This window comes from Streptomyces sp. BBFR25 (assembly GCF_044590125.1).
GTDB classification, from domain to species: Bacteria; Actinomycetota; Actinomycetes; order Streptomycetales; family Streptomycetaceae; genus Streptomyces; species Streptomyces canus_D.
Genome location: NZ_CP172447.1, coordinates 3189232 through 3206155, shown reverse-complemented (window position 1 = coordinate 3206155; position 16924 = coordinate 3189232). Strand labels below are relative to the sequence as shown.

The 16924-nt window shown below is 74.5% G+C and carries 15 protein-coding genes; 7 read left to right on the top strand and 8 right to left on the bottom strand.

The window, feature by feature from the left end:
* The first annotated feature begins 88 nt into the window (after positions 1 to 88).
* On the top strand, positions 89 to 676 hold the full coding sequence (locus tag ACGH52_RS14465; protein WP_121703275.1) for a TetR/AcrR family transcriptional regulator: 588 nt from the start codon (positions 89 to 91) through the stop codon (positions 674 to 676).
* Here ACGH52_RS14465 and ACGH52_RS14460 read toward each other — a convergent pair.
* From ACGH52_RS14460 to ACGH52_RS14440, 5 genes are all read right to left on the bottom strand, one after another.
* Positions 657 to 1685 (bottom strand): S66 peptidase family protein, encoded by a 1029-nt coding sequence (locus tag ACGH52_RS14460; protein WP_399939580.1) that lies wholly within the window; start codon positions 1683 to 1685, stop codon positions 657 to 659. The genes ACGH52_RS14465 and ACGH52_RS14460 overlap by 20 nt on opposite strands.
* A gap of 82 nt (positions 1686 to 1767) precedes the next feature.
* Positions 1768 to 3132, bottom strand: a complete 1365-nt coding sequence (locus ACGH52_RS14455; protein ID WP_121703277.1) for an AAA family ATPase — start codon at positions 3130 to 3132, stop codon at positions 1768 to 1770.
* Entirely contained in the window at positions 3129 to 4754 is a 1626-nt protein-coding gene (locus ACGH52_RS14450) for a hypothetical protein (RefSeq protein WP_399939577.1), read from the bottom strand. Before ACGH52_RS14450 ends, ACGH52_RS14455 begins: the two co-directional genes overlap by 4 nt.
* On the bottom strand, positions 4751 to 5884 hold the full coding sequence (locus ACGH52_RS14445) for a hypothetical protein (protein ID WP_399946761.1): 1134 nt from the start codon (positions 5882 to 5884) through the stop codon (positions 4751 to 4753). Before ACGH52_RS14445 ends, ACGH52_RS14450 begins: the two co-directional genes overlap by 4 nt.
* A 1-nt stretch (position 5885) precedes the next feature.
* Entirely contained in the window at positions 5886 to 6875 is a 990-nt protein-coding gene (locus ACGH52_RS14440) for a phosphatase PAP2 family protein (protein ID WP_399939574.1), read from the bottom strand.
* Positions 6876 to 7088: 213 nt separating this feature from the next.
* On the opposite strand from ACGH52_RS14440, the gene ACGH52_RS14435 reads away from it, so the two are divergent.
* Positions 7089 to 7685, top strand: coding sequence for a histidine phosphatase family protein (locus ACGH52_RS14435; RefSeq protein ID WP_076974472.1), 597 nt, complete (start codon positions 7089 to 7091; stop codon positions 7683 to 7685).
* Positions 7686 to 7827: 142 nt separating this feature from the next.
* Here the strand turns inward: ACGH52_RS14435 and ACGH52_RS14430 are convergent, their stop codons facing one another.
* Positions 7828 to 9249: a hypothetical protein gene (locus ACGH52_RS14430; RefSeq protein ID WP_210975340.1), complete on the bottom strand. Its 1422-nt coding sequence runs from the start codon at positions 9247 to 9249 to the stop codon at positions 7828 to 7830.
* A 286-nt stretch (positions 9250 to 9535) separates the two neighbouring features.
* On the opposite strand from ACGH52_RS14430, the gene ACGH52_RS14425 reads away from it, so the two are divergent.
* On the top strand, positions 9536 to 9916 hold the full coding sequence (locus ACGH52_RS14425; protein WP_210975341.1) for a hypothetical protein: 381 nt from the start codon (positions 9536 to 9538) through the stop codon (positions 9914 to 9916).
* 44 nt (positions 9917 to 9960) lie between these two features.
* Positions 9961 to 10830 (top strand): spermidine synthase, encoded by an 870-nt coding sequence (locus ACGH52_RS14420; protein WP_210975342.1) that lies wholly within the window; start codon positions 9961 to 9963, stop codon positions 10828 to 10830.
* A 28-nt stretch (positions 10831 to 10858) separates the two neighbouring features.
* Here ACGH52_RS14420 and ACGH52_RS14415 read toward each other — a convergent pair whose 3' ends face one another.
* Complete coding sequence (locus tag ACGH52_RS14415; RefSeq protein WP_399939568.1) at positions 10859 to 11422, bottom strand: hypothetical protein; 564 nt, start codon at positions 11420 to 11422, stop codon at positions 10859 to 10861.
* 119 nt (positions 11423 to 11541) lie between these two features.
* On the opposite strand from ACGH52_RS14415, the gene ACGH52_RS14410 reads away from it, so the two are divergent.
* The 3 genes from ACGH52_RS14410 (at position 11542) to ACGH52_RS14400 (ending at position 15304) form a co-directional block, all read left to right on the top strand.
* Complete coding sequence (locus ACGH52_RS14410; protein WP_171987184.1) at positions 11542 to 12246, top strand: response regulator transcription factor; 705 nt, start codon at positions 11542 to 11544, stop codon at positions 12244 to 12246.
* A complete protein-coding gene (locus ACGH52_RS14405) occupies positions 12243 to 13667 on the top strand; it encodes a sensor histidine kinase (protein ID WP_399939565.1) in 1425 nt (474 codons plus the stop codon). Before ACGH52_RS14410 ends, ACGH52_RS14405 begins: the two co-directional genes overlap by 4 nt.
* A 161-nt stretch (positions 13668 to 13828) precedes the next feature.
* Positions 13829 to 15304, top strand: a complete 1476-nt coding sequence (locus ACGH52_RS14400; RefSeq protein WP_399939562.1) for a cellulose binding domain-containing protein — start codon at positions 13829 to 13831, stop codon at positions 15302 to 15304.
* A 114-nt stretch (positions 15305 to 15418) separates the two neighbouring features.
* Here the strand turns inward: ACGH52_RS14400 and ACGH52_RS14395 are convergent, their stop codons facing one another.
* A complete protein-coding gene (locus ACGH52_RS14395) occupies positions 15419 to 16858 on the bottom strand; it encodes a GH1 family beta-glucosidase (RefSeq protein ID WP_076974465.1) in 1440 nt (479 codons plus the stop codon).
* Positions 16859 to 16924: the final 66 nt, after the last annotated feature.

The window sequence follows — 16924 nt, the reverse complement described above, 5'->3', positions numbered from 1 at the left end:
TCAGTTTCTCTCTCGCCCGTGACCGTAGGTAAAGTGACCCCACGAGTCAAGTTGCGGCGGCGAGTGACAGGAAGAGACGGTGAGGGCCATGGCCGGTGCGGTGCCTTCGGAGCCCCGGCTGCGCGCCGACGCCCGGCGCAACAGCGAACAGATCCGCTCCGCCGCGATCGGTGCCTTCGAGGGGCAGGGCCTGACGGTGCCGCTGGAGGAGGTCGCCAAGGCGGCGGGGGTGAGCAAGGCGACGATCTTCAACCGGTTCGGCGGGCGGATCGGCCTCATCGAGGCCGTCATCGAAGAGATCGTCGCCGGTCAGCTATTCGCCGTCATCGACCACACGCGGAGCGTCGACGACGCGGGCGAGCGGATCGCGTATTACCTCACCGCGATCCGCGACCTCCAGTACCGCCGGCCCGCCTTCAACGACGTCCTGTTGCAGACGTATCCGCACTCGCGGCAGCTCATGGAGATCTGCCGGGTCGGAGGTGAGGCCAACGAGGAGTTCGTCGCGGCGGCGCGGGCCTCGGGTGCGCTGCGGCCGGAGTTCACGGCGGGCGACCTGCACGCACTCGTCGTCGACAACGCCCTCGCCCTCAAGCACGGTGAGCGGCCGGCCCGGGACGACTACGACCGCCGCACCACGTACCTCCTGGACGGAATCAGAGCAGCGTCTGGGTGAGTTCGCTCCGCGCGGACGTGTGGACCAGGCGGCCGAGCGCGCCGTTGACGAGCGGCAGGTAGGGCGGGACGTGGCCGCACTCCACGTCGGCGACGATCGGCACCCCCAAGGGGCCGAGCGCGTCCAGCACGGCCTGGTGCTGGGAGAGCGAGGGGACGTCCGGGGCCGAGGTCCGGCCGACCAGTACCGCGTTCGCGGCGTCGAAGAAGCCGGCCAGCCGCATGCCGTGCAGGTTGCGGCAGATGGTCAGGGCGTCGTCGCCGCAGGCCTCCACGTACACCAGCAGCCCCTCCGGGGCCATCGCCTTGGCGAAGGCGGACGTGTCCAGGCAGCCGGACCCCGTGAGGTTGCAGAGCGTCTCGACGCAGCCGCCGATCAGACGGCCCTCCACCTCCAGGTCTCCGCTCCCGTCCAGCCGGGTCCAGCCGCCGGGGGCGTTGAGTGTGTACTCCCGTGCCTCGGGGTGGAGCGCGTAGTCGTCCCAGCCGGTGGTCCGGTGGCGGCCCGGCGGGGTCTGGGTGAACCGGTGGCCCCGGGGCGCGCCGACGACGTCGAACCAGGAGACCAGCCCTTCGGGGGTCCGGTACGGGGTGTCCATGAGGTTGTTGCCGTGGACGGTCGCCGTACCGGTGAGCAGCGTCAGCGGGGTCATGAGGGTCGACAGGTCCGAGTAGCCCACGAGCCAGGTCGGTTCGGCCTCGCGCAGCCGGTCCCAGTCGAGCAGTGGTACGAGGTCGATGGCCAGGTCCCCGCCCCACGGCGGCACCACCGCGTGGATGTCGGGGTCGGTCAGCATCCGCATCAGTTCGGCGGCGCGCGCGGGGGCGGGGGCGCTGACGTGCCCCGAGCCGTCCATGCACGCTCCGACGACCACCTCGTAGCCGCGCGCCTCCACGTCGCGTATCGCCACGTTCAGGCGTTCGCGGAGCTCGTCGGGGACTCCGCTGGACGGCGAGGTGACGGCGACACGGTCTCCGGGGCGCAAGGGGCGCGGGTATCGAACGGGCATGCGGCGGATTCTGGCACGGCGGTCCAGCCGGTGGGCAGCATTTTCTCCGCACGCCGGCCCGCCCCACCGGACGTTCCGAGGCCTACCCGTGCCGCCAGGCCACCCGGTGTTCCGCGAGGTGGGCCAGTACCGCGTGGTTGGCCTCCCAGCCGTCCGGGAACTTCACCAGCGTTCCGAGCTGGACCGGTTCCGTGGACGGATAGTCGTCCAGCAGGTCGTCCACGCCCTCGCGGCAGACCACGATGCACGCGTGCCGGTGCCGGGAGGCCAGGACGCACAGGCGGCCGGTCTCCAGGTGGAAGGCGGTGGCGTCGGGGCGGCCGGAGAGCGGGTGCAGGACGACCGTGACGTCGTACTCCCGGCCCTGGAGGCGGTTGGCCGTGTCGACGGTCACCTCGGTCACCCCGAGGTCGGCCAGCGCGGCACGGACGGCCGCCGCCTGGTCCCGGTGCGCGGTGCCCACGGCGACGCGGGCGGCGGTGAGGGGCGCGGGGTCCGGGGAGCGCTCGGAGGTCGCCCGGCCCTCCCGGTCGAGGAGGCGCCGGACCACCGCGGCCACCGCCCGCACCGCCTCCGGGTCGGTGCGCGGGGTGTGCCGGGGCGGAAGCTCCAGCAGGCCCCAGCCGGAGGCCGCCGCCTCGTCGATCACCCGGTCCGGGCCCGAGCCGTCCGACGGCACCGCGAAGGCCAGGCTCCGGTCGCCGTGGTCCGTGCCGCTGCGGAACGGCGTGTACGGGTAGAAGGCGTCGGAGACCAGGCGGGCCGCCGACGCCGGGAGCCGCCAGGAGACCGGGAGGCGGTGCTGGGGCAGGCCCGGGTTGTGGGCGAGCAGGGTGGTCACCGCCGAGGACGACGGGTCGTAGGCCAGGCCCGCCCACTGCTCGCTGCCCACCGTCGCGAACGGGTCCAGCTGGCCCGGGTCGCCCACGAACAGGGCCCGCTCGAAGAGCCCGGCGACCGCGAGCAGGGAGTCCGAGCGCATCTGGTACGCCTCGTCGACGATCGCGTGCCGCCACGGCTCGTCCACCTTGACGTGCGCCCACTTCGCCGCCGTCGACAGGACGACGGCCTGCCCGGCGAGGTCGGCGGCCTTCGCCGACTTGCGGACGCCCGCCAGCGCGTCGAGCGCCTTGTCGTAGGGGTCGGCGTCACTGCTGTGCAGCCGGCCCACCGGGAGGTCGGGGTTCTTCTCGGCCAGGCGCAGCACCAGGTCGTCGACCTGGGCGTTGGTCTGCGCCACCACCATCAGGGGGCGACCCGCCTCGGCCAGCTCCAGCGCCGCCCGCACCACGAGCGTGGACTTCCCGGCGCCGGGCGGGGAGTCGACGACGACACCGCGCTCCGTGCCGTGCAGCGTGTCGTGGAGGATCGCCGCGGTGGCGCGGGCGGCCTCGGCGCCCGGGTCGAAGGCCGCGGGGGCGGGTGCGGCGAGGGTCTCGGCGGTCACAGCACGTCCTCCTCGGTCTGGGCGTCGGCGGCCTCCGGCACCGCGGCCGCCTCACCGGGCGGGCCGCCGTGCGTCCACGGCGTCTGCTCCGGATCGGGGTGCTTCGCGCCGCCCCGCTGCTCGTGCTCGAAGAGCGTGAAGCAGACCAGGTCGCCCTTCTCCGGCACCGATCCCGCCTCGGGCTCCTTGCCCCGGCCCATCTTGTCCATGATCCGCAGGACCAGCGTGCCGTCCTCCGGGTCGTCGTCCGACGTCGCGGGGCCGACGTACTCGGCCGTCTGGGGCTTGCCGCCCAGCGACCGGTAGACCTTCACCCGCTCGCCCAGGTGCGGGCGGTCGTCCGTGCGGACCGTGACCAGCGGGCGCGGACTGGGCCGCTTGCTCTCGCTGTACGCCATCACCACGTCGACGACCTCGCCCGCGAACGCCTCCCCGGACAGCCGCCGCCCGGCCATCACCAGCGGATCGTCCAACGCCTCCTGGGCCTCCAGGCGGGCCTGCTCGCGCTCGCGCGTGGCCAGCTTGTTCGCCGCCGTCACCGCGTCGTCGCGGCGCGGCTGCGGGGGCTCACCGGCCAGGACGCGGTCGCGGTGGGAGGTGAACGACCAGCGGTCGCGGGTCCAGCGCTCCTCGGCGTGCGCCCCTTCGGGCAACTCCCGCAGCAGGTCCAGGCCCCGCCACACCGCGTCCCAGGTGGGCCGGGTCCGGCTGTCGACCAGGGCGCGGATCTCCCGCTCGGCGGCGGTGAGCGCGCCCAGCCGCTCGTCGGCCTCCAGGCCGTCCTCGGCGGCCGCCAGCGCGGTGCGGGCGCGGTGGTGGCGCTCGATGGCGGGGGCGAGCAGCTTGTTGTCGAAGGCCGGGTCGGTCGCCGGGCCCGCGGGCGGGCACAGCAACTGGCCGTCGGCGTCGCGGGCCAGCTCGGCGCGGCGGGCGGCCTCCGCGCCGGTCAGGCCGGGCTCCCGCGAGAACTCCGGCGCGATCCACGCGAGCAGGGCCCCCAGGTGCTGGTCCTCCAGCGTGGACTGCCCGGTCGCCCAGTGCCGGCCCAGCAGGTCGGTCATGGCGAGGAGGAGGGAGGAGCCGGGCACCCGGGCCCGCTCGCCGTAGTGGGTCAGCCACCGGCCGAGCAGCGGCACGCGCGGCGGCGCCGGGTACGGGGTCTCCGGGTCCTGCTCCGCCGTACGCCGGAAGCGCATGGACCGGCCCAGCAGCCGTACGAAGTCGACGCCCGCGCGGCTCGGCACGACCAGCTGCGCGGCGTCCGCGCACAGGTCGACCTCGACCTTGGCCCGCTTGCCCGTCTCCGGGTCGGTCTCGGTGCGCTCGGCGGCCTCGACGCTCTCCGCGTACGCCTCGATGTGCGGCAGCACGATGTCGGCCAGGTCGGCCAGGAACGCGAAGCGCAGGTCGCGGTCGCGGGGCTGCGGCACGACCAGCAGGTGCGGCGCGTCCCGGTCGGTGCCGACCAGCGCGCCGAGCGGGGCCCCGGCCTCACCGGCGGTGACCAGCGGCACGAAGACCAGCGGGCGGTCGGACAGGTGCCGGTGCCGGACGGTGGCGGCGGGCTGGGCCCGCCCGGTGCGCACGGCCTCCAGCCGGGCGAGCGTGGTGATCAGCGTCATGCGGACACCCCGCCGACCCCGAGTCCGCTGACGCCGCCCGGCGCCGCGCCGGTCCCCGCACCTGCCGTCGCGAGTGCCTCCGCGCGCAGCCGGGCCGCCCTGCGCAGCGCGGCCACCGCCGGGTCGTCCGGATCACCGGCCTCCCCGCGGGCCGCGGCCAGCACGTCCTCGACCGTGGAAAGTCCGCCCAGCTCGGCCCGCACCGGGCGGCCCAGGCAGGTGACCGCACCGGCCTCGCGGGACCGGGCACGGCAGTGGAAGGCCAGCTCGCACGCGGACAGGCACTCGGGCGCATACGTCGCCGGGACCGACTCGACCGCCGCCGTCAGCTCCTCGGCCGGCAGCTCCGGGGAGAAGCAGACGCCCTCCGGCAGCGCGTCGGCGATGTCCTCGATGCGGGTCAGCCGGGCCAGCTGGCGGTCGGTGACGGCACGCTGCTTGCGCACGTCGACGGCGGACGCGGTGGGCTGGTTGGAGAAGTCCTTGGGGCACACCAGCAGGACCCGGTGGCGCACGCGCGGGGCCGGTTCGAGCCGGGCGGCGACCCGCTCCAGGGCCAGCACGTACACCGCGGCCTGCCGCGCGGCGGCGCCGACCTTCGCCGGGTCGGCGGAGCCGTCCAGCATGGGGAAGGACTTGATCTCGACGACCGTCCAGCTGCCGTCCGGATGCACCACCACGGCGTCCGGCTCCAGGAAGGCGGGCGAACCGGCGACGTCCAGGGCGAGCATCGGATGGTCGAGCAGCGTCCACGCTCCGGGTGCGCCGGTCGCCTCGCGCAGGGCCAGCGCCGTACGCGCCGTGCGCCCCTCGGGTCCGGTCGCGGACAGGTCGGGCACCCGCGCCCGGCCCTCGGCGGGCGGCTCGGCGCCCCGGTCCAGCTTCTCGTGCACGAGCCGCAGCAACTCGGCGCCGCCGTCCGCCTTGACCTTCGCCTCGAAGGCGTTGCCCCGCGTGAGGGCGAACTGCGACTGCCCGAAGACCGACGGGGAGCCCAGCGCACTGGCCAGGGAGGCCTTGTCCACGCCCGCGCCGTCGAGGATCGCGCGCCGGCGGCACCCCGGGTTGGCGGCGAGGGCGGCCAGGGCCCGGGCGTCCAGCGCCTTGGCCGGCACGTCGGGACCGCGCAGCTCAGCGAGTCGGTGCCGGAGTCTCGTCCCCCGCGTCCGAGGGGGCGGGGTCCGGCTCGGCTCCTGCTCCGAACCGCTGCTCGCGCTGCCGTGGAAATCGCTCACCCGCGGAAGTCTGGCATCCGCCACTGACAATCGCGGAACCCGCACTGCCCCGGGCGGAGTCGGGGGTCGACGCGGAGACGCTCGCGGAGTCGGCCGCGGCCGGTGCGAAACGGGCCGTGAGCAGGGTCCGCGCCCGCTCCGCGGTCCGCAGCACGAACGGCGTCAGCAACAGCCCCGCGCCCATCACGGCCGCACCGGCGACCGCGTCCAGGAAGTAGTGGTTCGCGGTGCCCATGACCACGATCGTGGTCACCAGCGGATAGACGACACCCGCCACCTTCGCCGTGCGCGTGCCGCCGTGGCGCCACAGTATGACCCCGCACCACAGGGCCCAGCCCACGTGCAGGCTCGGCATCGCCGCGTACTGGTTGGTCATCCCGCCCAGGCCGCGCGGAGCGCTCGCCTCGCCGCCCCACCAGCCGTACGAGCTGTACTGGGCCATCGTGTCGACGAAGCCGTGACCGGCGTCCAGCAGCCGGGGCGGGCAGGTCGGCAGGAGGGTGAAGCCGATGAGACCGATGAACGTGGACGTCATCAGCCAGGTGCGGGCGGCCCGGTAGCGCACCGCGCGGGAGCGGAAGAGCCAGATCAGGATCACCGGGGTGACCACGTAGTGCAGCGACGCGTACCAGAAGTCCGCCGGTACGCCGATCCACGGCTCGCGCGTGAAGAGGCGGTTCAGGGGATGCTCCGCGTTCAGGTGGAGCGCCTTCTCGATGTCCAGGATGGCCAGGCCGTGGTCGACGGCGTCGGAGACGTCGCCCCGCACGAGCAGGCGTCCGGCGCTGTAGCAGGCGTACACGAGGACGATGAGCGGCAACTCGGTCCACCAGCGCAGCCGAGGGTTCGGGGCCGCCTCGGTGCCCGGTGTCTCGGTGTGCGGCAATCCGATCGCCCTCCCCCTTCTCACGCTTCTCACTTCTCGCTCACTCGTGCGCCTGGACGAACACGGGCGAGCCACTCTACGGCCTCGCCGCGACCGCCCCGCGAAGCGCCCTCGGACCGGATAGACGCGGGCAGCGCCCCTCGGGTTGCCCGCACGGACAGTACGGGATGATGGAAGGGTCCCCTCAGACATTTCTCCCGGAAAGGCCTCTCCATGGCACCGCGCATCCTGCTGGCCCGGCACGGACAGACGGAGTGGTCGCTGTCCGGCAGACACACCGGCCGGACCGATGTGCCGCTCCTGGAGGAGGGGCGGCGCGGCGCGAAGCTGCTCGGCGAGCGGCTGCACCGGGCGCCGCTGGACGGGCTGCCCGGCGTGGAGGTGCGGACCAGTCCGCTGGTGCGCGCGAGCGAGACCTGTGAGCTGGCCGGTTTCGGCGAGCGCGCCCGCGCGTGGGACACGCTGATGGAGTGGGACTACGGCGCGTACGAGGGCATGACGCCGGAGCAGATCCAGGCCGTACGGCCCGGCTGGCTGATCTGGCGGGACGGGGCCCCGCAGGGGGAGGGTGTGGCGGACGTCACCGCGCGCGCGGACGAGGTGGTGGCGTGGGCGCGGGAGGCGGAGCGGGACGTGCTCGTCTTCGCCCACGGGCACATCCTGCGGGCGATCGGGGCGCGATGGCTGGGGCTGCCGGTGTCCTTCGGGGCACGGATACGGCTGAACCCGACGTCGCTGTCCGTGCTGGGCTGGGCGTACGGGGAGCCGGCGATGGAGAGCTGGAACGATTTGGGGCACCTGGTCGGCTGACGTCGGTGCCGGTGCCGGTGCCGGTGCTTGTTGCGGTGCCCGGCGTCGGGGCTGGGTGGGAGTGGGGCGCGGCCCGGCGCTGCCGGGGTGCCGCTGCGCCCACCCGTGCCGCCCCAGCGGCACGACTGCCCGCAGCTGGGGGCTATGCCGGTCGCGGTAGCGCTCCGTGGCGGTCCAGGAAGGCGGAGACGCCCGATGCCCGGCGGTGGGGGAGGAGCACCCGCGCCGTCCCCGCCAGCATCGTGTGCACGCGGGAGGACTGGACCTCGCCCAGCAGGTCCAGGCACCGCATGCCCGCCCCCGCCGCCTCGTCGGGGCGGCCCCCGCGGGCCAGGTCGTCCGCCAGCTCCGCCGAGTACAGCGCGAGGTTCCGGGTGAAGTGCGGGTCCTGGAGATCCGCCGCCCGCCGAGCGTGCCGGGCGGCCCGCGGCCAGTCGCCCAGGGTGGACCAGCACTGCGCCTCGAGACCCTCCAACTCGGCCTCGCCGTAGAAGCTCATCCACTCGGGGTCGGCCTCCGAGGCGCCCCGTTCGAAGAAGGTCTGCGCGCGGACCAGTGCCTGCTCGCAGCCGACGCGGTCCGCGAGCCCCGCCCAGCCGCCCGCCTCGCGCAGCGCGAGCAGGGACATCAGCCGGGCCGAGCCCAGCGGTCGGGCGGCGCGCTGCGCGGCCTGGGCCGCCCGTACCGCCTCGCGTGGGCGGCCGGCGTCGCGGGCCAGGAACGCCATGTTGCAGAACGCGTGCGCCTCCAGGCCGGCGTCGGCGTTCATCCGCGCGGTGGCCAGGGCCTCCGCGTAGTGGGAGCGCGCGTCGTCGAAGCGCCCCGAGTCGTGCGCCAGCCAGCCGACGGAGATCGCCAGTTCACCGGCGCCCGTGTAGAGCCGGTCCGCGGTCGCCTGCCGGGACGCGCCGGCGTCCAGGAGCGCGTATGCGGTGCGCAGCGGGGCCGCCGCGCGCCGGTAGAGGCCGTCCGCGCCGTGCCGGTCGTCGAGCAGCCGGATCCGGCGGACGGCCTCTTCGAGGGCGCCGGCCTCGCCCGTCCCGGCCCGGCGCGTGGGGCGCCCGGCCGCCGCGGCGTCGAGGGCGAGTCCCAGGGGGCCCAGCGAGGCGGCGGCCACCGTGGCACCGCTCGTCATGAATGCGCGACGCAGCACGTCGCTCTCCTCGTTGTTGTCGTGCGTTTCGTACAGGTCGTGCGTGTCGTGCGTGTCTCGCGTGTCATACGTCTCATACGGCTCACCCGCCCCTCGCGACTCACCGGTCGTGCGCGCCTGGCGGCCACGCACCGACGAGCGGGGCGCGAACCCCAGGTCGGTGAGCGTGCGGCCGGGGAACATGTGCAGGAACACCCGCTCGTACGCGTAGTTGGGGCAGCGGATCTCGCCCGCCTCGACCCGGCCGACGTAGCGCGCGTCGCAGCTGACCCGCTCGCCGATCTCGCGCGCGGCCCGGCGGACCGCCGCCGCGAACTCCGCCGGGGAGCGCTTGCCGCGCAACCGCCTGAAGGCGAGGTTCGGCCGCGGTGGCCGTTCGGGCTGGGCGGAGGTCACCGTTGACGACGCCATGGCCGGGTCCTCTCGTGCGAACCGTCGAACCATGCCGGGAAGAGCCGCGAGCAAACGCTGGCGGCCCTGTTTCCGGCGAGCAAGAACGTACCGGCTGTGACGGAGCAGCCACGCGCTGTTTGGCTACAAACCGGATATCTCATGCACGATCTGCCATGAAGTGCCATCCTTTGCGGCGGCCCTGGGCCGTAGCCGTTGACGCTCCGCCGCGTTGAACCGGGTGGACCGGGACGCCCCCGACTCCCGAGCCGCTCGTCCGAGGAGGAGTTCCGTGGTGGAGGCCGGGATGGACACCAGCATCAGCGATCCCCCCTGCGACGCCTGTGACGTCGTCACCGTGCCGACCCGGCAGGGTCTGGAGGCGGTCGACATCCTCAGGCGGGGAGCCGGTGAGGGGGTGGGCCCGGTGATCCACGACGACGGCTGCGACACCCTGGGCTTCCTGGTGCCGCCGGGCACCGCCGCCGCCTGGGACGTGCCGGGCAGCACCTGTACGGAGACGGACGGCCGCGGACTGAGCATCGCCCCGGCGCCCGAGCCGCCCGTGGAGGGCTCCGACTGGCTGCTGCCGCCCGGCGAGGCGGACCTGGCGACCGACCCCGTCGTACTGCGCGCCGCGCTGGGCGAGGCGGCCCGGCTGATCAGGGCCGCGGACAGCTGCCGCTGAGCACCGCCGGGACCGGTCCGGCGACGGACCGGGACAATGGACCGATGGGAAAGTCCAGGAACGCCCGCCGTGGGCGCGCTGCCGCCGAAACCGTCGTCGAGGACGTCGACGGAGGACGCGCCGAGCTGCTGCCCGACCGTGACCGGCCCCGGGCCTGGACGCTGCTGATCGACGGCGCCCCGCAGTCGCACGTCGACCTCGACGACCCGGCGTACCTGTCCTTCGAGTACCAGCGCCGCATCGGCCACGTCATCGACCTCGCCGCCCCGCCGGGCAGACCGGTCCGGGCCGTGCACCTCGGCGGCGGCGCCCTCACCCTCGCCCGCTACGTCGCCGCCACCCGCCCGCGCTCCACCCAGCAGGTCGTCGAGCGGGACGCCGCCCTCGTCCAGCTGGTCCGGCGGGAGCTGCCGCTGGACCCCGGCGCGCGGATACGGGTGCGTTCCGCCGACGCCCGCGCCGGGCTGGCCAAGGTGCCCGACGGCTGGGCGGACCTGCTCGTCGCGGACGTCTTCGGCGGCGCCCGCACGCCGGCCCACCTGACCTCCACCGAGTTCCTCGACGAGGTGCGCCGCGCGCTCGTGCCCGGCGGCATCTACGCCGCCAACCTCGCCGACGGCCCGCCGCTCGCCCATCTGCGCGGCCAGATCGCCACCGCCGCCGCCCGGTTCGCCGAACTCGCCCTCGTCGCCGACCCGGCCGTGCTGCGCGGCAAGCGCTTCGGCAACGCGATCCTGGTCGCCTGCGACCACCCGCTGCCGATCGCCGAACTCACCCGCCGGGCCGCCTCCGACCCGCACCCCGCGCGCGTGGAACACGGCCGCGCGCTCACCGACTTCACCGGCGGCGCCCAGCCCGTGACGGACGCGGCGGCGGTGGACTCGCCCGCGCCGCCGGAGTCCGTCTTCAAGTGAGGCCCCTCCAACTGCCGGTCGCCTCGGTTCAGTAGCTGCCGATCTCCACCCGCGGCGGCCCGTCGTGCCAGGTGCAGAACACCGACACCCGGTCCGCGCCCGAGGTGAACTCCACCCGGATCCACGACTCCGTCTTCCACACCTGCATCGACCAGCCCGTGCCCGGCGTCGCCGACACCAGGGACGCGGACGACGCACCGAGGTCGAAGACCGCGCGGCCCCCGTCGGTGTCGTAGCTCTTGACCTGGCCGGACGTGTCGGGGGCGGGGCTCGCCCGGTCCTCGGGCGGCGCGGTGCGCGACGGAGCGGGGCCGGGCTCGCGCGACGTTCCGCTCGGCGTCGGCGACGGGCTGCCGCCCGACGACGGCGACGACGACGGCGAGGGCCGACGGGTGGACGACGCCAGGGACTCCCCGTCGTCGCCGTCGCCCTTGTCGTCCCGCACGCTCGCGTCGGCCGCCGTGATCGGCAGCGCCCGGGGGGCGTCGTAGGCCGTGCCCGCCATCACGGTGTGCACGCCCCACCACGACAGCGTGACCGCCGCGCCGGTGGCGAGCAGCCAGGCGATCACGTGGACGAGTCCTCTGCGCATCGCGGCCATACTGCCTCACCCGCCCCACGCGTGTCGCCCGAAAGCGGTGTGACGCGGGTCCGGACGGAGTTGTCCACAGGCTCGGACCGGGTCGGTCCGTATGGCGTACGGTGCCGCCCATGGCAAGTGTGCTCGTGGTCGAGGACGACCAGTTCGTACGCTCGGCGCTCATCCGGCAGCTGACCGACGCCTCGCACACCGTGCGCAGCGTGGGCACGGCACTGGAGGCGCTGCGCGAGGTCGCCCATGTCCGGTTCGACGTGGTGATCCTGGACCTCGGACTGCCCGACCTGGACGGCTCCGAGGCGCTGAAGATGCTGCGCGGCATCACCGACGTACCGGTGATCGTCGCCACCGCCCGGGACGACGAGGCGGAGATCGTACGGCTGTTGAACGCGGGCGCGGACGACTACCTCACCAAACCGTTCTCCGTGGAGCACCTGTCGGCCCGGATGGCGGCCGTCCTGCGCCGCGCCCGCGGCGGCCCCGCGGAGGCGGCGGCGCCCGCGGTCCTGAGGGTCGGCGGCCTCACCGTCGACCCGCTGCGCCGCCAGGCCGAACTGGACGGCGCGGTCCTCGACCTGACCCGCCGCGAGTTCGACCTGCTCGCCTTCCTGGCCGGCCGCCCCGGGGTCGTCGTCCCCCGCAGGGAACTGCTCGCCGAGGTCTGGCAGCAGTCCTACGGCGACGACCAGACCATCGACGTCCACCTGTCCTGGCTGCGGCGCAAGCTCGGCGAGACCGCGGCCCGGCCGCGCTATCTGCACACCCTGCGCGGCGTCGGCGTGAAGCTGGAGCCACCGCGACAGGAGCCATCGCGATGAGATGGGCCCTGGTCAAGGTCTCGCTGGCGGTCACCGCGATGGTCGTGGTGGCCTTCGCCGTGCCGCTCGGGCTCGTCATCCGGGAGATGGCCCGCGACCGCGCCTTCTCCAACGCCGAGCGGGAGGCCGCCGCCGTCGCCCCGGCCCTGTCCATCACCACCGACCGCGAGCAGTTGGAACGCGTCGTCGCCTCCGCCGGTTCGGACGCCGGGATGGCCGTGCACATACCGGCGTCCGGCACCGCGTCCGGGTCCGAGGACGCGGGGACCGGCGGTGCCACCGACATCGGCCGGCAGCGCGCCACCGACGAGGACATCGCCGCCGTACGGGCGATGGGGCGGGCCTCCACCGCCGAGGTGGGCGGCGGGTCCACCCTGCTCCAGCCGGTCGCGCTCAGCTCCGGCGAGATCGCCGTCGTCGAGGTGTACGTCCCCGAGTCCGAGGTGACCAACGGCGTCGGCACCGCCTGGGCGGTGCTGGCCGCGGTCGGCGCCGCCCTGATCGTCGGCTCGGTCGCGGTCGCCGACCGGCTGGGCGTGCGGATGGTGCAGCCCGCGCGGCGCCTGGTCGACGGGGCGCACGAGCTGGGGGAGGGCAGGCTGGGCGCGCGGGTGCCCGTGGAGGGGCCGGACGAACTGCGGCGCGCGGCGGTCGCCTTCAACTCCATGGCCGACCAGGTCGTCCAGCTCCTCGCCAACGAACGGGAGCTGGCCGCCGACCTGTCCCACCGGCTGCGCACCCCGCTGACCGTGCTGCGCCTCAACGCCGCCTCGCTCGGCGACGGTCCGGCCGCCGAGCAGACCCGGGCCGCCGTCGAGCAGCTGGAGCGCGAGGTCGACACCATCATCCGCACGGCACGGGACGCCAAGCCGCAGACGGCCGCCGCCGGTCCCGGCGCCGGGTGCGACGCCGCCGAGGTGGTCCGGGAGCGGATGGGGTTCTGGTCGGCGCTCGCCGAGGACGAGGGCCGCAAGTGGCGGGTGGCCGGCGCCGACCGGCCGGTGCGCATACCCGTGGCCCGCACCGACCTGGCCGCCTCCCTCGACGCCCTGCTCGGCAACGTCTTCCGGCACACCGCCGAGGGCACCGCCTTCGCCGTCGACCTGCACAACGGCGAGGACGCGGTGATCGTGCTGGTCTCCGACGCGGGCACCGGCATAGCCGACCCCGAGGCGGCGATGGCCCGCGGCCGGGGCTCCGGCACCGACGGCTCGACCGGGCTCGGCCTGGACATCGTGCGCCGGATGGCGGAGTCGACCGGCGGCGACGTGCGCATCGGCTCCTCCGTGCTGGGCGGCACCGAGGTGCGGATCTGGATCCAGCTGGACGGCCGGACGGCGCCGGTGCGGCGGGGGCACCGGGGAGCCGTACGCCGACGCAGGCAGGGCCGTGCGCAGGCGCATGCGCAGGCAGACCATTAATCGGCCCCGATCCCTTCCTTAAGCCCACCCTAAGATCGCCAACCCCCGCCCGGATCAGGCTCTTTGCCCGTTTCCGGGTCGCTAGCGTGCTGCCGCACCCCCACCTCGCCCCCGTCGGCCCTCCCGCCGGGGGCACCGTGAACAGCGAAGGCAGGCACGTGATGCGCACGCACCGACGCAAGGTCAGTGGCAGGAACAAGGCGATCGGCGCCCTCGTCGCGGCGGCCGTGGCCGGTGGCGGGGCGCTGCTGTTCACCAGCACCGCCCAGGCGGCCTCGGTCGGCGCCGCGTACACGAAGACCAGCGAGTGGTCGACGGGTTACACCGCCCAGTACGTCGTCACCAACAACACCGGGCAGGCGAAGGCCGACTGGACCCTGGAGTTCGACCTGCCCTCCGGCGCGAAGCTCGGCTCCCTGTGGAACGCCGAGTCGAAGACCGACGGGCAGCACGTCACCGTGACCCCGCCCGCGTGGGACACGGACGGGCTGAAGCCCGGCGAGTCCGTCACGGTCGGCTTCGTCGTCAACGGCACCGCCGACCCGACCGGTTGCCTGGTCGACGACGCCGCGTGCTCGACCGACGACGGCGCCACCCCCGAGCCCAGCGGCCGCCCCACCGAGCCCCCGGCCCCGACGCCCACGCCGACCCCCACCCCCACGGCGACCGACACCGCCGAGCCGACCCCGACCGACACCGCCACCACCCCGGCGCCCACCGGCACCCCGGGCGACGGCACCGCGGCGGGCGCCGGTTTCGCGCCGTACGTCGACACCTCGCTCTACCCGGCCTTCGACCTGCTCGCGCACGCCGAGGCGACCGGCGTCAAGGAGTACAACCTCGCCTTCGTCACCGACGGCGGCGGCTGCACCCCGAAGTGGGGCGGCGTCACCGACCTCGGCGGCGACGCGGTCGCGAACCAGATAGGCGCCCTGCGCGCGCAGGGCGGCGACGTCCGGGTCTCCTTCGGCGGCGCCTCCGGCTCCGAACTGGGCACGACCTGCACGTCGGCCGACGCGCTGGCGGCGGCGTACGGCAAGGTCGTCGACGCCTACGGGCTCACCAAGGTCGACTTCGACGTCGAGGGCGGCGCACTGCCCGACACGGCCGCCAACACCCGCCGCGCCCAGGCGATCGCCGCGCTCCAGAAGGAGCACCCCGGCCTGGACGTCTCCTTCACCCTGCCGGTGATGCCCGAGGGCCTCACCCAGGCGGGCGTGGACCTCCTCGCCGACGCGAAGAAGAACGGTGTGGACATCGGCGCCGTCAACATCATGGCGATGGACTACGGCCCCGCGTACAGCGGCGACATGGGCACCTACGCCGAGCAGGCCGCCACCGCCACCCAGGCCCAGGTCAAGGGCGTCCTCGGCCTGTCCGACGCGGACGCCTGGAAGACGGTCGCCGTCACCCCGATGATCGGCGTCAACGACGTCGTCAGTGAGGTCTTCCAGGTCGACGACGCCACCCAGCTGGTGGAGTTCGCCCGGTCCAAGGGCCTGGGCGCCCTGTCCATGTGGTCCGCGACCCGCGACAAGGCCTGCCCCGGCGGCCCGAAGCCCTCGGCCGACGCCACCTGCAGTTCAGTGGACCAGGAGCCGAACGCCTTCGCCAAGGCGTTCGCGGCCTACGAGTAGGCCGGGCTCCTCCCCGTAGGGCCGGGCCCCACACCGGCCCTACGAGCGGGGCGCGGCATCCCCCCGTAGGATGCCGCGCCCCGCTTCCGTCCCCCGTTTCGCTCCCCGGAGGGGCTACTCGACCGCGTCCAGCGGCGGCAGCGTCCCCGTGCGGGCCGCCCGGCCGTACCACAGGGCGCTCGACTTCGGGGTGCGCTGCTGGGAGGCGTAGTCGACGTACACCGCGCCGAAGCGCTTCTCGTAGCCGTACGCCCACTCGAAGTTGTCCAGCAGGGACCACAGGTAGTAGCCCCGGACGTCGGCGCCGTCGGCGATGGCCTGCCGGACCGCGGTGAGGTGGCCGTTCAGGTAGGCGACCCGGTCGGGGTCGTGCACCGAGCCGTCCGCGCCGGGCTTGTCGTCGTAGGCCGCGCCGTTCTCGCTGATGTACAGCGGCATGCCGGGAGCCTCCCGGCTGTACCGCATGATCAGCTCGTGCAGGCCGGACGGGTCGACGGTCCAGCCCATCTCCGTGCGCTCGCCCGGCGGCTGGTGGAACGCCACGTCGTCCGCGGCGGGCCACGGCGAGTGGTCGCTGGCGCCGTGGCCGTCGGCGCGCGGCGCACGCGAGTCGGCGTCGGCCGCCGACACCACCGTGGGCGTGTAGTAGTTGAGGCAGATCGCGTCGATCGGCTGGCGGATCTGGCCCAGGTCGCCGTCCTGGACGTAGGACCAGTCCGTCACCGGCGCGGTGGCCTCCAGGAGCGAGGCCGGGTAGGCGCCGTGCAGGATCGGGCCGTGGAAGATCCCGCCGGACAGGTCGTCGATCTTCCGGGCCGCCGCCAGGTCCGCCGGGGTCTGCGACAGCGGCCGTACGACGGACGTGTTGAGGCTGATCGCCACCGAGTTGCGGGCCGGCATCACCGAGCGCAGCGCGACCGTGCTGAGCCCGTGCGCCAGGTTCAGGTGGTGCGCGGCGCGCAGCGAGGCCGCCGGGTCGGTGCGGCCGGGGGCGTGCACACCGGAGGCGTAGCCCAGGAAGGCGGCGCACCACGGCTCGTTCAGCGTGATCCACTGCTCCACCCGGTCGCCGAGCGCCTCGCCGACGATCTGCGCGTACTCGGCGAACCGGTACGCCGTGTCCCGCTCGGGCCAGCCGCCCGCGTCCTCCAGCTCCTGCGGCAGGTCCCAGTGGTAGAGGGTGACGGCCGGCTTGATCCCGGCGGCCAGCAGCTCGTCCACCAGGCGGCGGTAGAAGTCCAGGCCGCGCTGGACGGCGGGGCCGCGGCCGGTCGGCTGCACCCGGGTCCAGGACACCGAGAAGCGGTAGCCGCCGAGGCCCAGGTCCTTCATCAGCGCCACGTCGTCGCGGTAGCGGTGGTAGTGGTCGACAGCCACGTCCCCGGTGTCCCCGCCGGCCGTCTTCCCGGGCGTGTGGCTGAAGGTGTCCCAGATCGAGGGGGTACGGCCGTCCTCCCGCACCGCGCCCTCGATCTGGTACGCCGAGGTGGCGGCGCCCCAGAGGAAGGAGGGGGGGAAGGTCACCGGGGTCACCGGTGTTGCGGACTCAGGCATGGAAGCGCTCCCATTGCGGGTCGTGGCGGGTCGGTTCGTGGACGACCGACACGTGGAGGTACGAGG